We start from the raw sequence: 17,793 nt of genomic DNA on the forward strand, positions 1-17,793 counted from the left end.
GTTTACTCTTCGTCTTCGTCGGCGGCTTCGAGTTGGTCCTGTGGGATGCCGACTTCCTGACCGTCGTCGAAACTGATGGTGTAGGTTGGCTCGCCGAACATGCTCTCGATGACCTGCGTGACCGTCCCGGTCTCGCCGTCGAATTCGCTGTGCTTGTCGTGGAGGACGACTTTGTCGTCTTTCTCGAAGCTCATACTCCGGTGTTTCGTTCGGGCGGATAAAAGGCCGGTGGTTGGCTTCGACGCCCCATACGATGACCGTTCTCAGGTGGGCCTCGGCGAGTGTCGAAGCCGATTTGTGTGGGCTGTCCTAATGCAGACCCATGCTGACGGGAGCGTCTACGAATTACACGTTTGCCCAGTACCGATGGCTGTAGACGACCTGTGGTTCCTCGCCGACGAGGCCGCTCAACGTGCCGAACAGACGTATCACCGACTCCAGCAAGGTCACACCGACTTTCTCGAACCGACCAATACCCAACACGTCTCGCGCGAGCGCTTTCGCACGCTCGCCCAGCGTGTGAAAGCGACGGGAACACCGTTCGGTGTCCACACCATCGTCCGACGCGACGACGACGAGATTCTCTTGGTTCGCCACGAGGGTGTCGATATGTGGGTCCTCCCCGGCGGCGGTGTCGATAACGGCGAAGCATTCCCCGAAGCCGCCCGCCGAGAACTCGCCGAAGAAGCGGGTATCGATGCCGAGTACACTGGCCTTGCGATGGCGACGCGCGTCGAAATCCGTTGTTCGCGCCATCAAACGTGGGGCGTGATGCCGATTTATCAAGCGCGCGCGAACGAGGAGTGTAAACTCTCGATTAACGACCCCGACGAGGAAATCTCTGCGGCCCGGTGGTTCGACGTGTCGAACGTTCCCACCGACACCCGCGACCGGCGTGAACTCGTGGCGTGGCACGACCACGTTGCGGGCGATTGACCGTGTACAACCGTGTGAGTTGCGCTCGAATGCCCCGTTGGGTCTAAGTGCTAACCACCCTACGTGAGGATATGCGACAATCTCGACGTGCGTATCTTGCTTCTGTTGCAGGCGCGGCCGCACTGGGAACCGCAGGCTGTCTCGGTAGTGGGACCGGTCAAGACGGGACCAACACCGACTCCTCCACGGGCGGCACCGACTCCTCCACCAATACGGGAAGCGGAAAGACCGCTATCCCTGGTACCGACTGCGAAGTAGCACCGCGAGACCAGGTGAGTTCGGTCTCGACACCGACGCTCGGTCCGGAAGACGCGACGGTCACGGTCGATGCGTGGGAGGACTTCGCCTGTCCGCACTGTCAGACGTTTACCCTCGAGGTCTTCCCGCAAATCGAATCCGAGTACATCTCGGAGGGCATCGTCCAGTTCCGCCAGTTCGACTTCCCGATTCCCGTCAACAAGTGGTGGTCTTACAGCGGTGCCTCGGCGGCCCACCAAGCACAGGAAGAAGCGGGAGACGAGACGTACTTCTCCTTTGCACACACACTCTTCGAGAACCAAGACCAGTTCAGCGGAAAGGACGTCGAAGGCTCGCTCTCGACGCTCGAATCGCTCGCAAACGACGCTGACCTCGACGGCTGTTCGATTGCGGCGGCGGCCTACAACGACCGGTTCCGCCCGCACGTCGATGCCATGCGCGAAGAGGCAGTCGACGAAAACGGCTTCCGTGGCACGCCGACCGTCCTCGTGAACGGCGAGCAAGTGACGCCGACGTGGTCGGAAGTCCAGACTGCCATCGAGAACGCCCGGTAGCCGATTTTCGACGCCCACACCAACTCACGGGCGTGATTCGCGCACAATACCAGCGGTTCTTTACGGCAGAATTGACTAGCCACTCCTAATGAGCGGAACGCGACACCAGAAGCCAACGCGAGGTGCTCACGCGTGAAGCGCCGCCGCTACCTCGGTGCGCTCGGAGGCGCGGCCAGTCTCACAGTTGCAGGCTGTTTAGGAGGCAGTTCGGGTGGGTCAACCAGCGATGGCGACGACACAGAAACCGAGCGTTCCGACGATTCTGCATCGAACAACGAGCTTCCACTCACCGTCCAAACCCTCGACGCACCGGGTTCGACCGCTGGGGAAGTCACGATTCCGAGCGACGGACGACCGACCGTCCTCGACCTCTTTGCGACGTGGTGTGCGCCGTGTGTCGCTCAGATGGAGTCACTCAACCACCTGCGCGACGAGTTCGGCGACGACGTGGCGTTCGTCTCGGTGACGAACGAGCGACTCGGCGGCGGCCTCCAAATCGAAGACATCCGCCAGTGGTGGGTCGAAAATAACGGCAATTGGACGCTCGGCCACGACCCAGAAAGCAACCTCATGCGTGCGGTTCGCGCGGGCGGACTCCCCTTCCTCGTCGTCTTCGACGCATCGGGCGAAATCACGTGGACACACCGTGGGCTGGCGGCCGAAGACACACTCCGAAGTGCTATCGAGGAGACGCTGTGATAGTTGACCCCGCCTTCGCTGGCACGCTCGCGTTCGCCGTCAGCGCGGGCGTTGGAACCTTCTTCGCGCCGTGTGCCTATCCACTGCTTCCGGGGTACGTCGGCTACTATCTCTCACAGGACGACGCAGACTTGGGCGGTGCCGCAATTCGCGGCGCGGTCGCCTCGCTCGCTGCACTGGTCGTCCTCGCGGCTATCGGCGGCGCACTCGCCCTCGTCGGTGGGCGCATCGCTCAACATCTCGCGCTCTTCGAACCACTCGTCGGTGGCGCGCTGGTCGTCTTCGGCCTACTCTTTCTCTCCGGTCGCGCGCCGAGTTTGCACGTCGTTCTCCCCGAGTATCGCGCTTCGATTGCGGGGTTCGGTATCTTCGGCGCAGTCTACGGACTCGCCGCCGCGGGCTGTGTCGTCCCGATCTTCCTCGGCGTCGTCGCGCAGTCTTTGGCGCTTCCCACCTCGCAGGCGCTCGTCTCGCTCAGTGCATACGCCCTCACCGCGGCGCTCCCGCTCGGAATGGTGACTATTCTCGCCGCACTCGGCGGCGACCGAGTTCGTGGCTTCTCGAAGCACATCGGCTCCGTACAGACGCTCGCAGGTGTCGTGATGGTTCTCGCCGGTCTGTGGCAGATTGGACTGGCGCTGTCCTTTTTGGGCTACGTCTGAGGTGTGGGCTCTCTAATTCAGAAAACTCGGTCGAACAGTCGTCCGAGCAGGTAGACTGCCGGGAACGCCCCGAGAAAGAACACGAGCGCGACGACGAACTGGAGGACGCTCCCCGATTGTTCGGGTCCGACTTGCGCGAGTATGGCCATCGATTCGTTGGCAGTACACGAAGCGTGCCTAAATCGCTTAGGGCGCTTCGCCCGTCGGCGTCGGAAGCGCACGAAGACTGCGCGGCGGGACCAAGAAGTTTCCACGGTGCTTGACGAAGAGATACTCTAAAATTCCGTTGTTCACCCGCTGGCGAATCGTCGGAATGTCAGTGAGGTCCGAACCGTTCATCGCCTCACGGACGGCCTCGAAGTCCGAGATGCCACGCTGAAGTGACGGGAAGTGGAGACTCGCCACGCCGTCGTCGGCCGATTCGAAGTGCCGTCGGAGGAGCTTGACGTTCCCTTCCTCGTCGCGGTTGGCGCGAGCGGCCTTCTGGGCGTGGCCGACGTGGCCGAACTCACGGGCGTCGTCGCGGATGCGGTCAAACATGGCGTCGATACCGCTGTCGTCGCCGAGGTTGTTGCCGACGCCATCGACGAGTTCTCCCTCGGCGTGGCCGGGCGAAAAGAGCTTCATGACGCGATGGTAGTAGTCCTCTTCGTCGTACCAGTCGGCGAGTCGCTGGCGGATGTTGGCGACGTGTTTGGTCGTGCCACCGGCGAACGGGCCATCTGTGAGCGTCACGTAGTCTTCTGTGGCCTGATTTTTGCTAAATCCGGCTTTGAATCCCATGAACAACGGTGATTCGTCAGGAACGGGGTTGCCGTTGGGAATCCCGTTGAGGTTCGACTGTTTTTCGGCAGGCAGGCCGACACCGACGAACCCGGTTCGCCGCGAATCGACCGAGAACACCGACGAGAGGTCGATATCGACTTCGACACCGTTGGCGGATTCGACCTCGCCGAAGAGGGCTTGCTCTGCTTCGAGAACTACCTCTGCGCGGTCGGATGCGAGATGAACGAGTGCGTCCTGTCGGTCGAGTTCCGGTGTCTCGAACGACGAGAGCGCCCGTGGCTCGGGGAGGTCGAGCGATGACGGGAGTGGTTCGTCGAATCGGGAGAAGTATCGGGGCGAGTAGGCAATCGACCAGAGCAGACCTTCGTTGCTACGTTGGTACGCCCGGTCGAGGACTCGAAGCGACTCTTCGACTGTTTGACGGTCGCCGTCTGTCGGGGCACCGTCGCCGTCGAGCGTGAGATAGAGGAGAACCTGATGGCTCGGCAACTCGACGTTGTCGTACTCGTCGCGTCGAGTGAAGTCGTTCCACGCGTGCTGCCGTTCGGGGAGCGAGTCGTAGTCGGTCGTCCCACCCGGGACGGGAGCGGTAGGTGCCCGGTCGAGACAGGCCGAGAGCGCCGCCGCACCGCCCGCGGCGACGGCGGCTTTCATGAACTCCCGTCGAGACGCGGACCCGTCGAACATACCCACGCTAGGAACTTCGTGAGCAAGTGGGTTCTGGTGTGGCCTTCGAGTTCGAGATGCACACCAAACGGCATTTGAGCACGGAGTGGCTAGGAGACCCAATGCAGCGACGCAGCTATCTCCGTGCACTCGGGGCCAGCGCCGCAGTCGGCCTCGCAGGCTGTCTCGGCGGCGACGACAACCCGAACGTCGCACTCTCGGAGCCTACTCGTGAGAACGAAGACGTGACCAGCGAGATGCTCCCATACCCGGCGTGGGGCCAACAGGTTCCGGACGTGACACTCGCCGACCCACTCGGCGGTACGGAAGTCTCGGTCCGCGACATCGACGGCCCACACTTCCACACGTTCATCTTCACCAACTGTATGACGGTCTGTCCGGTGCTGGTGAGTTCACTTCGTGAGGTCCAGATTTACTCGCTCGACCAGGGTTACGACGACGTGTCGTTCTATCCGGTGACGTTCGACCCCGCCCGCGACGACGCCCAGGCCTTCCAAGCCGAGGCCGACCAGATGAACATCGACATGGACGCGGGCAACTGGCACTTCCTCCGACCGGAGGACGAAGCCGAAGCGAAGTCCGTCGTCCAAGACGAGTTCGGCGTCTTCTTCGAGAAGAACGAACCCGACGAGGAGGGGAACTACATGTTCACACACATGGGTCTCGTCCTGCTGGTCAACGGTGACGGCTACGTCGAACGGTCCTACCGTGGTACCCAACCGGACGAACAGACCCTCATCGACGACCTGAACGCACTCAAAGAGGCATAATGAATCGTCGTCGGTTCCTCGCAGGGGTCGGAGCCGTCACGGCGACGAGTCTCACCGGGTGCCTCGCCGAACTCGGACAAGTCTACACCAGTTCGGAACCACCCGTCGTCTCGAACCGCCCCGATGCAGTCTACATTCCGACGCACGTCGAAGGGATGCGCATGGTTGGGATGGCCGATGCCGGAGGTTACCGCGTCGGATTGTTCTATAGTTATCCACACCGTTTCTGGGTGGTCGAAGCCGACGGCGACGGATTTTCGACCCAGAAAATCGGGTTGAACCCCACCGACGACGTGCATCTGATGGCCACTGTTTGGGAACCCGAGACGGACATCGTCGTTCCCGTGACCGGTGTCTCTGTCGAACTGAGCCAAGCGGACGAACTCGTGAGCGAGGAAGTCGTCTATCCGATGCTCTCCCAACGAATGGGCGCGCACTACGGCGACAATTTCGGACTCGACGGCGACGGAACCTACGAAGTCACCGTCGGCGTCGGCGCGCCTTCTGTCCAGAAGTTCGGTTCCTTCGCGGACAAATTCGACGCACCCGCGCAGGCAACCTTCGACTTCGAGTTTTCCACCCGCGACAGAGACGACATCGAGTACACGATGCTCGACGAGGACAAGGGCAAACGCGGCGCAGTAAAGCCAATGTCGATGGAGAGCCTTCCGCTCGGAACTGCGCCCGACTCGCTCCCCGGAACCGGCCTCGGGCGTGCTACGAGCGGTGACCTCATCTTCGTCGGGAGTGCCACCGACGACGAGCGATTCGGTGACGACCCGTATCTCGCCATCTCTCCCCGAACACCGTACAACAGCCTGCTCGTCCCCGGAATGGGTCTCTCCGTGCGAGTCGAGTCCGGGTCGAACACGCGGTTCGAGGGCGAACTCAAGCCGGGATTGGACCCCGAACTCGGCTTCCACTACGGCAATTCGATTCCGGGGTTGGCTGGCGACGACGATGTGTGGGTCTCTGTCGATGTGCCTCCGCAAGTCGCCCGCCACGAAGGCTACGAAACGGCTTTCCTCGACTTCGAACTCGTCCAACTCACGCTGCCCGAGTCGTGATTGTGTAGACAGGTCTATTTTCACCCGGAACTTCGACTCGGATATGGATGCGACACGCCGTGAACGTCTCACCCTCGCACTCGCCGTGTGGGGCGTGCTTCTCTCGCAGGTGTTTCTCTACCCCGGCGTGTCCGACCTCGTCACCGCACTCGGTGGCGATGGTGACCTCTCGGGTGGGATGTGGTTCCTCGTCGCCGAGTTCGCCGCCTTCGTCGCCTTCGCCAGCCTGTGGGGTGCGCTGTCTGATACTCTCGGTCGTCGCGTCCCACTCATCGCACTCGGCGCACTCGGTGGGGCGGCAAGCTATCTCGTTCTCGCCGCGCTCCCCGGACTTGGCCTCCCCTTCGCAGTCGTCCTCCTCGTTCGTCTCTTCGGTGGGGCGATGACCATCGGTGCGTTCTCGCTGTCGATTACGATGCTCGCCGACCTCTCGGGTGGGAACGGCCGCAACATGGGCGCGGCGGGAATCGCAATCGGACTCGGTGCCGCACTCGGCTCCGTCATCGGTGGGCGACTTTCGACCGCCGACCCACTCGCACCACTCTACGCCTCGGCGGCCGTCTTGGTCGGCGTCGCCATCGTCGTCGCGACCGTCTCAGACCGCGCGCCCGACTCGACTCGCCTCGGTATCGGTGCGGTTCTCCGAAAACTCGCCTCACGCCCGGCGTTTAGCGTCCCCTACGCCTTTGGCTTCATCGACCGCATGACGGCCGGGTTCTTCGCGCTCGTCGGCGTCTACTACTTCCGCGACACGTTCGGCGTCGATGCCGCGACCGCGGGGGGCGTTCTCGCGCTCTTTTTCGTTCCCTTTGCCTTGCTCCAGTATCCACTCGGCGCACTCTCAGACCGCATTGGTCGGTTTATCCCCGTCGTCGCGGGGTCGATGCTCTACGGCGTCGCCATCCTCGCAGTCGGTCTCGCCCCCGGATTCGAACTTGCGGCGGGATTGATGGTCGTCGTCGGCATCTTCGGGGCACTCGTCGCGCCCGCGACGATGGCACTCGTGACCGACCTCGCTGGCCCTGAAGAACGTGGGGCGGCCCTCGGTGGCTTCAACGTCTTCGGCAGTCTGGGCTTCCTCGCGGGATTCATCATCGGCGGAACCGTCGCCCAAGTCGTCGGTTACCTCCCGTCGTTTGCCGTCGTTGGACTTGCAGAAGTCGCAATCGCAATCGTAGCACTCCGCGCTGTTCGGCGTCTCGATATTCAGTCGGGCACTCAGGCCGCACCGAGTGCTGACTGAATCTCCGCGCTGACGACACGCCACATCGCCCGAAGACAGACCATTACGGCGAGGCCGATGCCTGCGAAGACGAACAAGAGAAAGAGACCGACCATCACGCCGCCACCCCGCGGGTTTGGGATACTCTGGGCGTACTGGCCGAGTCGAATTGCCGCCACGACGATGCCGATGACGAAGAGGGCGAACATCACTTCGAGCATCCGCCAAAACGATTCGATAGCGAGGCCGCCACGACCTGTGACCAACCGAACGATTCGCCGCGCGGCCGCGAGCAACGACGTGACCGTGAGTACACAAATTCCGAGCATCGCCATCGGGAGGCCGAGATCCATTAGACTCCGGTTCGAAACCACCGGTGAGGCGAGGATTAGCGCAAAGCCAACGAGCGTCAGTACGGCGAGTACGACTTCGAACGAAAGAATCGCCACTGTGGGGTTGGCACGGGCACGGTCAGCGAGGTGACGAAGCACGACCCAATCTCTCAGGGGTTCCTAATGTGTCTTACTCGTGGCCGGAGACGCGGACCGGTTGGTAGGGTTCTTCGAGGTACTCCACGTCTGAACTGGAGAGTTTGATATCGAGGGCTTCGACCGCGTCTTCGAGGTGTTCGACGCTCGTCGTCCCGACGATTGGTGCATCGACCCACTCCTTTTCGAACACCCACGCGAGGGCGATTTGAGCCATCTTCACGCCCTTCTCGTCGGCGAGTTCCTGTACGCGCTCGTTGACTTCCTTCCCGCCGCCTTCGAAGTAGGGATGCTGTCGGGCGAGACTGTCGGTCTGTCCGCGGGTCGTCGCCTCGAACTCCTCGTGCGGGCGCGTCAGATACCCACGAGCGAGCGGCGACCATGGAATGACGCCGACGCCCTGCTTCTGGCAGAACGGAAGCATCTCGCGTTCTTCCTCGCGGTAGAGGAGGTTGTAGTGGTTCTGCATCGTCATGAAGCGGTCCAGACCCAGTGCGTCAGCGGTGTACTGTGCATCTGCGAATTGGTGCGTCCACATCGAAGACCCACCGATGTAACGGGCTTTTCCGCGACGAATCACGTCGTCGAGCGCGCGCATCGTCGTCTCGATTGGCGTGTCGTAATCCCAGCGGTGAATCTGTAACAGGTCGAGGGTGTCCATCCCGAGGCGGTCGAGTTGGTTGTCCACTTCTTGCTCGATGGCTTTTCGGGAGAGCCCACCGGAGTTTGGGTCGTTCTCGTCCATCTGGAAGTACACCTTCGAGGCGACGACCATCTCGTCGCGGCGGCCGTCCAGTGCCTTTCCGAGGACACGCTCGGACTCGCCGTTCGAGTACATGTTCGCGGTGTCGAAGAAGTTGATACCGAGGTCGATTGCGCGTTCGACCAGTTCGAGTCCCGCTTCTTCGTCGAGTACCCACTCGCGCCAGTCGGGTGTCCCAAAGCTCATACACCCGAGACAGATTCGTGAGACCTCCATCCCGGTGTCGCCGAGAGTCGTATACTCCATGCGTGTCGTTCTCGTGGCGTGACGAAAAAAGTGGACCAACCGGAAACGTGGGCGACTCTCGCTTTTCGCAACGAACTAAATTGACAGAATGTCTATTTTTTGGAGGCATTCTCCGTGTCTGAGAGGCTCATTGTTGCTTTATCTCCCAATACGTTGTATCATATTACAGAGGCAAAGCCTCGGTGATTCCCATGCGTATTTCAAAAGCGCTGGTCGCACTCGCCCTGACGGTACTCCTTGTCGGGTCCGTCGTCGGCGTCGCGGCCGCACAACAAGAACCAACCGCTGGTGGGACGATTATCGTCGATGAAGGCGAAATCGTCACCGGCGACCTACAAGCGACCGGTGGGACAGTCATCATCTCCGGAATCGTCGATGGTGATGTCGAATTCGCCGCCGGGACGGTACTCATCACTGAAACCGGACGTGTAACCGGGTCACTCGATGGAGTGGCAGGAAGCGTGAATATCGAAGGGGCAGTCGATGGCGACGTTAACATCGCCGCGGGTGCGCTCTTCGTCCGGAGCGGTGCTATCGTCGGTGGCGACCTCGAAGCCGGTGCCGGAAGTGCGGTTATCGACGGCGCTGTCGCCGGTGACGCGACTGTCGGTGCCGAAGAACTCACTGTCGGCCCGAACGCCCGCATCGCGGGTGCGCTCGAATACGACGCCGAAACCGCAACGATTGACGACAGTGCAACTGTCGCCGGTGGCGCAACTCGCGTCACTGACCTCGAAATGACTGGTCCGTCCATCTTCGGCGTTCCAGCGAACTTCGGACAGGTGGACGCCCCCGTGATTCCACAGTGGGTGTTCTCGGGCTACTGGTTGCTCGTCAACCTCGTCCTCGGCGCAATCGTCGTCCTCGTCGCCCCGGAATTCGCCCGCCGCGTGACCGGTCTCGGAACGAAAAAGGCGGTCCGCAGCGGTGGCGCAGGGTTGCTCGTCATCATCGGCGTACCCCTCGTGTTGCTCATCCTCCTCTTGACCATCGTCGGCATCCCGCTGTCACTCGCAGGCGGCGTGGGATTCCTCGTGGTCCTCTGGGTGGCGAGCATCTACGGCGCGCTCGTCCTCGGGACGTGGCTCCTGTCGCTGGGTGACTACGCGAACCGCTGGGCCGCACTCGCACTCGGTCTGCTCATCGTCGCCATCCTCGACTTCGTCCCGTTCGTCGGCGGCATCCTCGAATTCCTCGTCCTCCTCGTGGGGCTTGGGGCATTCGCACTCGCACTCCGTGGCGAGTCCGGCGACGAGACAGGAGGGATGGGGACGCCCGGTGAAGGGCCTGAAGAAGGCGCACCAATGACCTGACCGCAGGGCGATACCCCTCATCTGAGTTTCACCTTTTTGGACGAACAATTATTATGGTAGTCTCTGTCTGTCGAACTATGGCAGTCGATTACGATGCCGAACTTGCGTCGTTCGAGTGGGATATTCCGGACGACTACAACCTTCCGGCGGTGATTGAGTCGCACGCAGATTCGTTTGGTGAGCGAGTCGCACTTCGCTTCCGCGACGCAGACGGACGAGCGGACGAACGAACCTACGCCGACCTACGAGACGATATGAACCGCTTTGCGAACGCGCTCGAATCGCTCGGTGTCGGAAAGGGTGACCGCGTAATTCATCTTCTTCCCCGCGACCCGGACGTCTTTGCGGTACAACTCGGTGCCCTCAAACGCGGCGCACTGCTCGTCCCGAGTTCCTCGATGCTCAAGCCCAAAGATATCAAATTCCGCGCGAACGACTGTGAGGCGACCACCGCCGTCGTCCACGAATCGCTCGTCGGGATGGTGGACGAAGTGAGTGCAGACACGCCACTCGAAAACTTCGTCTCACTCGGTGGCGCACCCGATGGCTGGACCGACTTCCACGAACTCATCGCCGACGAATCTACGAGTCACGACGGCCCCGAACTCGCGGCCGAAGACGGCATGTCCATCAACTACACCTCGGGGACGACTGGCCAGCCAAAACCGGTCCGTCATCGCCACCGCTGGATGCGCTGTTTCCAACTCATCAACGCACCGTACTGGTGGGGGGTCACGTCGGACGACGACCTTTCGGACGAACTGCTCTGGGCGACGACCGGAACTGGCTGGGCCAAGTGGTTCTGGAGCCCAGTCGGCGTCGGCCTGACGACGGGCGCGACCCAGTTCGTCTATCAGGGCGACTACGACCCCGAAACGTTCCTCGAACTCATGGAAGAAGAAGGCGTCACGCGACTCTGTGCCGTCCCGACTCAGTACCGCACGTTCACCCAGTGCGACCTCTCCTCGTACGACCTCGAACTCAAAGAGGCACTCTCTGCTGGCGAACCACTCAACCGCGAGCCAATCGAGGCGTTCCGCGAGGCGTTCGACGTGATTCCACGCGACGGCTACGGACAGACCGAGACGGTCGCACTGCTCACGAACTACCCCGGAATCGACGTAAAACCCGGCAGTATGGGCAAACCCACGCCCGGTCTCGGGACGACCATCATCGACGAGGACGAGAACGAAGTTGACGTCGGTGAAATCGGCGAAGTCGCCGTCCCCGTCGGGTGCCCCGGTATCTTTGACGGCTACTACGAGAAACCCCAACTGGACGAGAAGACGTTCTCTGGCGACTACTACCGAACCGGTGACCTCGCCTCGCGCGACGAAGACGGCTACTTCTTCTTCGAAGGCCGCGCCGACGACATCATCATCTCTGCGGGCTACCGTATCGGCCCCTTCGAAGTCGAAGACGCGCTCGTCTCGCACGAAGCAGTAACGGAGGCCGCCGCAGTCGCCGCCCCGCACGACGAACGCGGGAGCATCGTCAAAGCCTACGTCGTCCTCACCGAGGGCTACGAAGGATCTGACGAACTCGTGACCGAGTTGCAGGACTTCATGAAACAGGAGACTGCACCCTACAAGTACCCGCGCGAAATCGAGTTCGTCACCGAGTTGCCGAAAACGTCGTCTGGGAAGATTCGCCGCATCGAACTCCGCGGGCAAGAAAAGTAACGACACTTCCACACAGGTTGTCTTTTTCGGGCACGCCCGCCCGTTTCGGTCACCGTCTACGAACGTAACTCTCTGTGATTTTTACATCGACTCTGGAACCTGCAATTTCATACAGTAGACCGAGCCTCCTGACTTTCTGAACTCCGAGGTATCTACCGGATGAACGGTAAACCCGTAGTCTTCTAAGTCGTCTATGGTTCCGACTGCACCTTCGTCGATGACGATGTTTTCGCCATCCGGGCAGTACGCGTTCCCTGCCATCTTACTGGACTCCGAATCAGAAATTTCGATGACGAGGTCGTAGGCATCGACCATCTTTTCGAAGTCCGCGTTGGCAATCGCACCGGGGTATGCGAGTGCAGTATCAGTCGTCAGATGTTCGAAGCACGTATCCAGATGATAGAAATTGTCCGTCAAGAGTTGGATTCCAACCATTTCGGCACCTGTTATTCGGGAGAGTTCCTCGACGGCAGATTTCTCGGTTCGCGGCCCATATCCAAGCCATCGCTTGTCTTCGTCCGGATGGGTCATCGCATCCCCAGACCCCTCGAAGATAGAGTCGGGTTGGTCAACGATAGCCACGCCAAGCCGTTCTAATTCGGCCACGACGGCGTCGATTTCGCCTGCTCGTTGCTCCCACTTCATCCTCGCAGGCAGAAAATGGGACTCCCCATCTCGCTCGAAGAACAGCCCGTGGTTCGCGGTGAACACCATATCCGGCAACCCTTCGACCGGTTCGAGTACGTAGACATCGAGGCCGATTGCCTGGAAGACTCGACGCAGACTCTCCCATTGGTCTCTCGCTCTCACAGCGTCTACGTCGTACGAGCTATCCATGTACGGATTTATTTCGTACTCTACGGCGAAGTGTTCCGGCTCTACCATTACGACATCCGTGTTTGAAAATTCGAGACTACCTGCGCTAATAGTGTCTGTAATCACAGATTACTCTCGACTCGAAAATACAAATAGGTGATTACCACTCATTCTGTTGTTCGTGTGTCCAATCAAATGGGTGTTTGGGGTCGTTTTCACACTGGCCGACACGCTCTTTTCGACACCCTCCAAGAACTCGTATGACAGTTTGGGTGCTCGGCGACCAACTGTATCCCGACGCGACACCCCTCCAGCACGACGACCACGTGCTGATGATAGAGGCGCACGCCTTCGGTGAGCGGATGCGGTATCACCCACAGAAACTCGCGCTCGTGTTCTCGGCGATGCGCCACTTCCGCGACGAACTCCGCGACAGAGAATACGACGTGACATACATCGAAGCCGAGACGTTCGGCGAGGGACTAGACGAGTTCTACGAGGCCGCGCCCGGAACTCCGTTGGTTCTCATGGACCCGCCGAGTCACGGCGCTGGTGAGCGATTCAGTGAACTCGTCGAATCCCGCGGTGGCGAACTCACAATCGTCGAAAACGAGTTGTTTCTGACGTCGCCCGCGGAGTTCGATTCGTGGGCAGGCGACGCCGAGACCTACCGGCAAGAACACTGGTACCGACACGTCCGCCGCGAGACGGGAATTCTGATGGGCGGCGACGTTGTGAGCGATGACGACGTGGGCGACGGCGGACCAGCAGGGGGAGAGTGGAACTACGACGACGAAAACCGGGAGACGCCACCGAATGGGTGGACCCCGCCGACGGTTCCACGGTTCGAACCAGACGAGACGACGAAAGAAGTACTCGAATTTGTCGAGACCCGGTATCCCGAGACGTGGGGGTCAGCCGATGAGTTCGTCTGGCCCGTCACGCGCGAGGAAGCACAACAGGCGCTTTCACACTTCATCGACGTTCGACTCGATGAATTCGGAGCGTATCAAGACGCCATGCTCGACGGCGAATGGGCGCTGAATCACTCACTTTTGTCTGCCGCACTGAACCTCGGCTTACTCCATCCACGAGAGGTCGTCGAGGCCGCGGAGGATGCCTACCGCGCGGATGACGCACCGCTCAACAGCGTCGAAGGATTCATTCGGCAGGTGATTGGCTGGCGAGAGTTCGTGCGCCACGTCTATCGGCGGTCGATGCCCGGACTGGCGACGGCGAACCAACTCGACCAGAGCGAGTCGCTCCCAGAGGCCTACTGGACTGGCGAGACCGACATGAAGTGTCTCTCGGAAGCGGTCGGCCACGTCCACGACCACGGATATGCCCACCACATCGAGCGCCTGATGGTTCTCTCGAACTTCGCGCTCGTCTTCGGGACCGACCCCGCCGAACTGAACTACTGGTTCCACCTCGGGTTCGTCGATGCGTATCACTGGGTGACGACGCCGAACGTCGTCGGCATGGGCTCGTTCGGGTCTCCAGTCCTCTCCTCGAAACCATACGCCTCGTCGGGAAACTACGTCAACAAGATGTCCAACTACTGTTCGTCGTGCCCCTACGCCGTCTCGAAGACGACCGGGGAGAACGCCTGTCCGTTCAACGCGCTCTACTGGGATTTCTTGAAGGAGAACGAAGCAGTGCTTCGCAGAACCGGGCGAATGGGCCTCATGTACTCTCACGTAGACCGCAAGGACGACGACGAATGGAAGGCCATTCGGGAACGTGCCGAAGACGTTCGGGAGATGGGTCGTGCAGGGATTCTGTGAGGGGCTTGCGCGCGAACGCTCTGTGAGGCGGCGCGACCGCTCAGCGTTCGAAAATGAAGAACTGTACTCGCTCGTGATACCTCAGATTCAGTCGTCGCCGCTCGTTTAGAGTCGGGTGACGTTCACCGCGCGCGGGCCTTTGTCGGCCTGCTCGATGTCGAATTCGACTTCTTGGCCCTCTTCGAGGTCGGGACCACCGATGTCTTCCATGTGGAAGAAGACGTCTTCGTCAGCGTCGTCGCTCTCGATGAATCCGTAGCCCCCGGAGGACTTGAAAAACGCAACCTTGCCTTTCGCCATTGCGTATCCAAAGTGGCTAGAGAGCATCATAAGACTTCCGCCGGAAATGACGCAAAAATGCCTGATGGCGTCGGGTTTAGGGTGTTCGTGCTAGTTTGAGGCGTTATTCGTCTCGCGCTTCGCGCCCGAGCGTATGGAACTCCTCATTTGGTCGCATATCCGCAAACATCGCCATGCGGTTGCTCAGGTTGAAGAACGCCGTCACCGACGCGATGTCCCAAATCGCCTCTTCGGAGTACCCGACTGCTTCCAGCCGTGCAATATCCTCGTCGCCGACTTCTGCCGGTGATTCGGTGAGTTTGACCGCCACGTCGAGCATCGCCATCTGTTCGTCCGAGACGTCTGCGGTTCGGTAGTTGGCGACGAGTTGGTCAGCGAGAAGCGGGTCGCGGGCGTAGATACGAACCAGTGCGCCGTGGGCGACGTTGCAGTAGTAACAGTGATTGACGCCCGAGACGGCGACGATAATCATCTCGACTTCGGCGCGAGTCAGTGCCGTATCCTCGACGAGCGCGTCGTAGTAGTCGAAGAAGGCCCGCCAGTGAGAGGGCTTGTAGGCGAATCCGAGAAAGACGTTGGGTGTAAAGCCTGCCTTCTCGGTCTCTTCGTCGATTCGCTCGCGGAGGTCGTCTGGAAGGTCGTCGAGGTCGGGCACCGGGAATCGTCGCATCGCATCACTCATGCACGTTCGGTCATCCGGTCGGACCTTAACGATTCCTCAGGTCAGAGGGCAACACTCAGATAGCCCGCGGCCGCGACGGCGAAGACGCCCAATCCGAAGAGTCCGTAGTTGGCGAGTTTGTTGTCCGCGCGCCACAGGCTGAGGCTGAATTTGCGGTCCGAAAGCGGCCACAGCGGGCGGATTCCCATCGGCGTCAACACGTCCGCGAGGAGGTGTGCGAGGATGGTGAGCGCGCCGACGGCGAAGCCAAACGAGGCGAGCGTCGTCGTCGTTTCAGTCGAGAACCCGAGTACTGGGAGAGCGAGATACGCGAGCCCTGCGCCGACGCCGCCGACGAGTGCAGCGAACGCGAAGGTGTGAGTCGGCCCGCGGTGCGAGATGAAGGGGACTCGCATGTCCACGTCGGGGAGCATCGCCAGCCAACACATCACGCCACCGGCGACGAGAGCGAGCTCCGGGTCGCCGGAGAGGACGAGCGCGAATCCGAGGGGTGCAAAGACGAGGAGCGAAATCCCCCAGTGACCGAATCGGTACATTAGCAGATGCTCATCCCTCATGCGATGAAAACCTTTCCGCCGAATGCGGCAATTCAGAGCAATCGTTAATTCACGCCACAGCGAGAGTCACGGTATGAGCCAACATCTCGCGACGCTTCTCTCTGGGCTGTCTGCGCTCGAAGCGACAGTCCTCGTACTCGTCGTCTCTCTCGGCGGCGCGTTCGTGATGGAGGCTGTCGTCCTTCGGGTGCTGTTCTCCTACACGAGCAAGACCGAGACGACACTCGACAACATCATCGTCTCCGAAATTCGGTTGCCGATTATCGTCTCGATTCTCCTCTTTGGACTCTACTTGTTCTCTGAGACGCCCGCGGTCGCTGAGACCCTCATCCCACCAGAGACACTCACGACGTTCTTCGGTCGGCCATCGATATCGATTGGAATCGTCGTCTGGGCGTGGGCACTGAACCGCCTCGTCAATCGTCTCGTGGATGCAGTCAAGGACCGTGGAAGCAAGTACGACTTCGCGCCAGTCTTTTCTAACATCTGGACGCTCGTCGTCTCGCTCGGCACTATCGGCACACTTCTCTACATCTGGGGTATCGAAATCACGCCGCTGTTCGCCGGGGCGGGCATCGCAGGCATCGCCGTGGGTTTCGCCGCGAAAGACACCGTCGCCAACTTCTTCGGTGGCATCGCACTCTACTTCGACGACACCTACAAAATCGGCGACTACGTCGTCCTCGACTCTGGCGAGGCTGGAACCGTGGTCAAAGTCGGCATTCGCTCGACCACGCTCTTGACGCGCGACGAACTCCTCGTCACGGTGCCGAACTCCGTCCTCAACGCCGCGAAAATCATCAACGAATCCGCACCGAGTCGTCGCCGCCGCGTGAAGATTCCAATCGGTGTCGCTTACGGCACCGATATCGACCAGTTCGAAGAGATTCTCGTCCAACTCGCACTCGACGAACCGCTCGTCCTCGACTCGCCGCGCCCGCGGGCGAGACTCCGTCGATTCGGTGCCGACGCGCTCGAATACGAACTCGTCTGCTGGGTCAACAGCCCACTGAAGCGCGGAAAGGCCGTCCACAACGTCAATCGTGCCATCTACAAGCAGTTGAACGAGGCGGGTATCGAAATTCCGTTCCCACAGCGCGATGTACACGTTCACCGCGCCGAAGTCGCGTCCGAACCCACACAGGCGAGTGCGTCCACGACGACGGGAGAGACCACCAGCACCAACGGAGAGACAGAGAGTAACGGCGATGGCTGGGACGGTGCGTTCGACGCCGAAGACACACAAGACGGCTTCTACGACGACGCGTTCGACGACGAGTGAGCGCGTTCTTGTCTTGTTCTGAGAGGACTCCACGCCCACACGCCGAGAACGTTACCACCGTCGCCTTCGTTGGACCACGCATGCTCCAACTCGGTCCCCTCGACACGCTCATCGGGACGTTTGGTCCGTTTATTATCCCCGTTCTCCTCTTTGCCGCCGGTGTCGTCGGTTATCTCATCTTGCTCGCACTCGGCAGAACGAAGACACAACGCGGAGACTGAGTCGCCCCGCGACGT

At 60.7% G+C, this 17,793-nt stretch carries 21 protein-coding genes; 12 read left to right on the forward strand and 9 right to left on the reverse strand.

All coding sequences use genetic code 11. The features are described 5' to 3' along the window. Positions 1-2: 2 nt before the first annotated feature. The gene (locus tag ACK509_RS02690; protein ID WP_410764957.1) at positions 3-194 is read right to left on the reverse strand and encodes a DUF1918 domain-containing protein; all 192 of its coding nucleotides are present in this window, start codon (positions 192-194) and stop codon (positions 3-5) included. A 172-nt stretch (positions 195-366) separates the two neighbouring features. Here ACK509_RS02690 and ACK509_RS02695 point away from each other — a divergent pair, with 172 nt between their 5' ends. From ACK509_RS02695 to ACK509_RS02710, 4 genes are all read left to right on the forward strand, one after another. Beyond that, positions 367-936, forward strand: coding sequence for an NUDIX hydrolase (locus tag ACK509_RS02695; protein WP_410764958.1), 570 nt, complete (start codon positions 367-369; stop codon positions 934-936). Between the two features lie 71 nt (positions 937-1,007). Then, on the forward strand, positions 1,008-1,748 hold the full coding sequence (locus ACK509_RS02700; RefSeq protein WP_410764959.1) for a thioredoxin domain-containing protein: 741 nt from the start codon (positions 1,008-1,010) through the stop codon (positions 1,746-1,748). Positions 1,749-1,880: 132 nt separating this feature from the next. After that, positions 1,881-2,447: a TlpA family protein disulfide reductase gene (locus ACK509_RS02705; protein ID WP_410764960.1), complete on the forward strand. Its 567-nt coding sequence runs from the start codon at positions 1,881-1,883 to the stop codon at positions 2,445-2,447. Further along, a complete protein-coding gene (locus tag ACK509_RS02710) occupies positions 2,447-3,109 on the forward strand; it encodes a cytochrome c biogenesis CcdA family protein (protein ID WP_410766238.1) in 663 nt (220 codons plus the stop codon). The genes ACK509_RS02705 and ACK509_RS02710 overlap by 1 nt, the downstream gene beginning before the upstream one ends. A gap of 17 nt (positions 3,110-3,126) precedes the next feature. Here the strand turns inward: ACK509_RS02710 and ACK509_RS02715 are convergent, their stop codons facing one another. Both ACK509_RS02715 and ACK509_RS02720 read right to left on the reverse strand, forming a co-directional pair. Beyond that, a complete protein-coding gene (locus tag ACK509_RS02715) occupies positions 3,127-3,258 on the reverse strand; it encodes a hypothetical protein (RefSeq protein WP_410764961.1) in 132 nt (43 codons plus the stop codon). A gap of 37 nt (positions 3,259-3,295) precedes the next feature. Then, positions 3,296-4,582 carry a twin-arginine translocation signal domain-containing protein gene (locus ACK509_RS02720; protein WP_410764962.1) on the reverse strand — a complete coding sequence of 429 codons (1,287 nt, stop codon included), beginning with the start codon at positions 4,580-4,582 and terminating at the stop codon, positions 3,296-3,298. 101 nt (positions 4,583-4,683) lie between these two features. On the opposite strand from ACK509_RS02720, the gene ACK509_RS02725 reads away from it, so the two are divergent. From ACK509_RS02725 to ACK509_RS02735, 3 genes are read left to right on the forward strand one after another with little or no spacing between them, the layout of a single operon-like run. Further along, entirely contained in the window at positions 4,684-5,352 is a 669-nt protein-coding gene (locus tag ACK509_RS02725; RefSeq protein WP_410764963.1) for an SCO family protein, read from the forward strand. Further along, positions 5,349-6,419, forward strand: a complete 1,071-nt coding sequence (locus ACK509_RS02730) for an iron transporter (RefSeq protein WP_410766239.1) — start codon at positions 5,349-5,351, stop codon at positions 6,417-6,419. The genes ACK509_RS02725 and ACK509_RS02730 overlap by 4 nt, the downstream gene beginning before the upstream one ends. 43 nt (positions 6,420-6,462) lie before the next feature. Next, positions 6,463-7,662 carry an MFS transporter gene (locus ACK509_RS02735; RefSeq protein ID WP_410764964.1) on the forward strand — a complete coding sequence of 400 codons (1,200 nt, stop codon included), beginning with the start codon at positions 6,463-6,465 and terminating at the stop codon, positions 7,660-7,662. Here the strand turns inward: ACK509_RS02735 and ACK509_RS02740 are convergent. Both ACK509_RS02740 and ACK509_RS02745 read right to left on the reverse strand, forming a co-directional pair. Beyond that, positions 7,638-8,132: a hypothetical protein gene (locus ACK509_RS02740; RefSeq protein WP_410764965.1), complete on the reverse strand. Its 495-nt coding sequence runs from the start codon at positions 8,130-8,132 to the stop codon at positions 7,638-7,640. The genes ACK509_RS02735 and ACK509_RS02740 overlap by 25 nt on opposite strands. Positions 8,133-8,163: 31 nt before the next feature. Then, positions 8,164-9,138 (reverse strand): aldo/keto reductase, encoded by a 975-nt coding sequence (locus ACK509_RS02745; protein WP_410764966.1) that lies wholly within the window; start codon positions 9,136-9,138, stop codon positions 8,164-8,166. A 191-nt stretch (positions 9,139-9,329) separates the two neighbouring features. On the opposite strand from ACK509_RS02745, the gene ACK509_RS02750 reads away from it, so the two are divergent. Together ACK509_RS02750 and ACK509_RS02755 are read left to right on the forward strand one after the other, a co-directional pair. Further along, on the forward strand, positions 9,330-10,451 hold the full coding sequence (locus tag ACK509_RS02750; protein ID WP_410764967.1) for a bactofilin family protein: 1,122 nt from the start codon (positions 9,330-9,332) through the stop codon (positions 10,449-10,451). A 77-nt stretch (positions 10,452-10,528) separates the two neighbouring features. Beyond that, positions 10,529-12,133, forward strand: a complete 1,605-nt coding sequence (locus ACK509_RS02755; RefSeq protein WP_410764968.1) for an acyl-CoA synthetase — start codon at positions 10,529-10,531, stop codon at positions 12,131-12,133. An 81-nt stretch (positions 12,134-12,214) separates the two neighbouring features. Here ACK509_RS02755 and ACK509_RS02760 read toward each other — a convergent pair whose 3' ends face one another. Next, the gene (locus ACK509_RS02760; protein WP_410764969.1) at positions 12,215-13,018 is read right to left on the reverse strand and encodes a dimethylarginine dimethylaminohydrolase family protein; all 804 of its coding nucleotides are present in this window, start codon (positions 13,016-13,018) and stop codon (positions 12,215-12,217) included. Between the two features lie 191 nt (positions 13,019-13,209). Between ACK509_RS02760 and ACK509_RS02765 the strand changes: the two genes are divergently transcribed. Beyond that, positions 13,210-14,736, forward strand: a complete 1,527-nt coding sequence (locus tag ACK509_RS02765) for a cryptochrome/photolyase family protein (RefSeq protein WP_410764970.1) — start codon at positions 13,210-13,212, stop codon at positions 14,734-14,736. A 105-nt stretch (positions 14,737-14,841) separates the two neighbouring features. Here the strand turns inward: ACK509_RS02765 and ACK509_RS02770 are convergent, their stop codons facing one another. The 3 genes from ACK509_RS02770 to ACK509_RS02780 form a co-directional block, all read right to left on the reverse strand. Continuing rightward, positions 14,842-15,036 (reverse strand): cold-shock protein, encoded by a 195-nt coding sequence (locus ACK509_RS02770; RefSeq protein ID WP_410766240.1) that lies wholly within the window; start codon positions 15,034-15,036, stop codon positions 14,842-14,844. Positions 15,037-15,139: 103 nt separating this feature from the next. Next, positions 15,140-15,718 (reverse strand): peroxidase-related enzyme, encoded by a 579-nt coding sequence (locus ACK509_RS02775; RefSeq protein WP_410764971.1) that lies wholly within the window; start codon positions 15,716-15,718, stop codon positions 15,140-15,142. A gap of 41 nt (positions 15,719-15,759) precedes the next feature. Next, positions 15,760-16,254 carry a metal-dependent hydrolase gene (locus ACK509_RS02780; RefSeq protein WP_410764972.1) on the reverse strand — a complete coding sequence of 165 codons (495 nt, stop codon included), beginning with the start codon at positions 16,252-16,254 and terminating at the stop codon, positions 15,760-15,762. Between the two features lie 94 nt (positions 16,255-16,348). On the opposite strand from ACK509_RS02780, the gene ACK509_RS02785 reads away from it, so the two are divergent. Further along, the gene (locus ACK509_RS02785; protein ID WP_410764973.1) at positions 16,349-17,557 is read left to right on the forward strand and encodes a mechanosensitive ion channel family protein; all 1,209 of its coding nucleotides are present in this window, start codon (positions 16,349-16,351) and stop codon (positions 17,555-17,557) included. 80 nt (positions 17,558-17,637) lie between these two features. Beyond that, entirely contained in the window at positions 17,638-17,778 is a 141-nt protein-coding gene (locus ACK509_RS02790; protein ID WP_410764974.1) for a hypothetical protein, read from the forward strand. The last annotated feature ends 15 nt before the right edge of the window (positions 17,779-17,793 follow it).

This window comes from Haloferax sp. DFSO60 (assembly GCF_046557615.1).
In the GTDB taxonomy this organism is placed as follows: Archaea; Halobacteriota; Halobacteria; order Halobacteriales; family Haloferacaceae; genus Haloferax.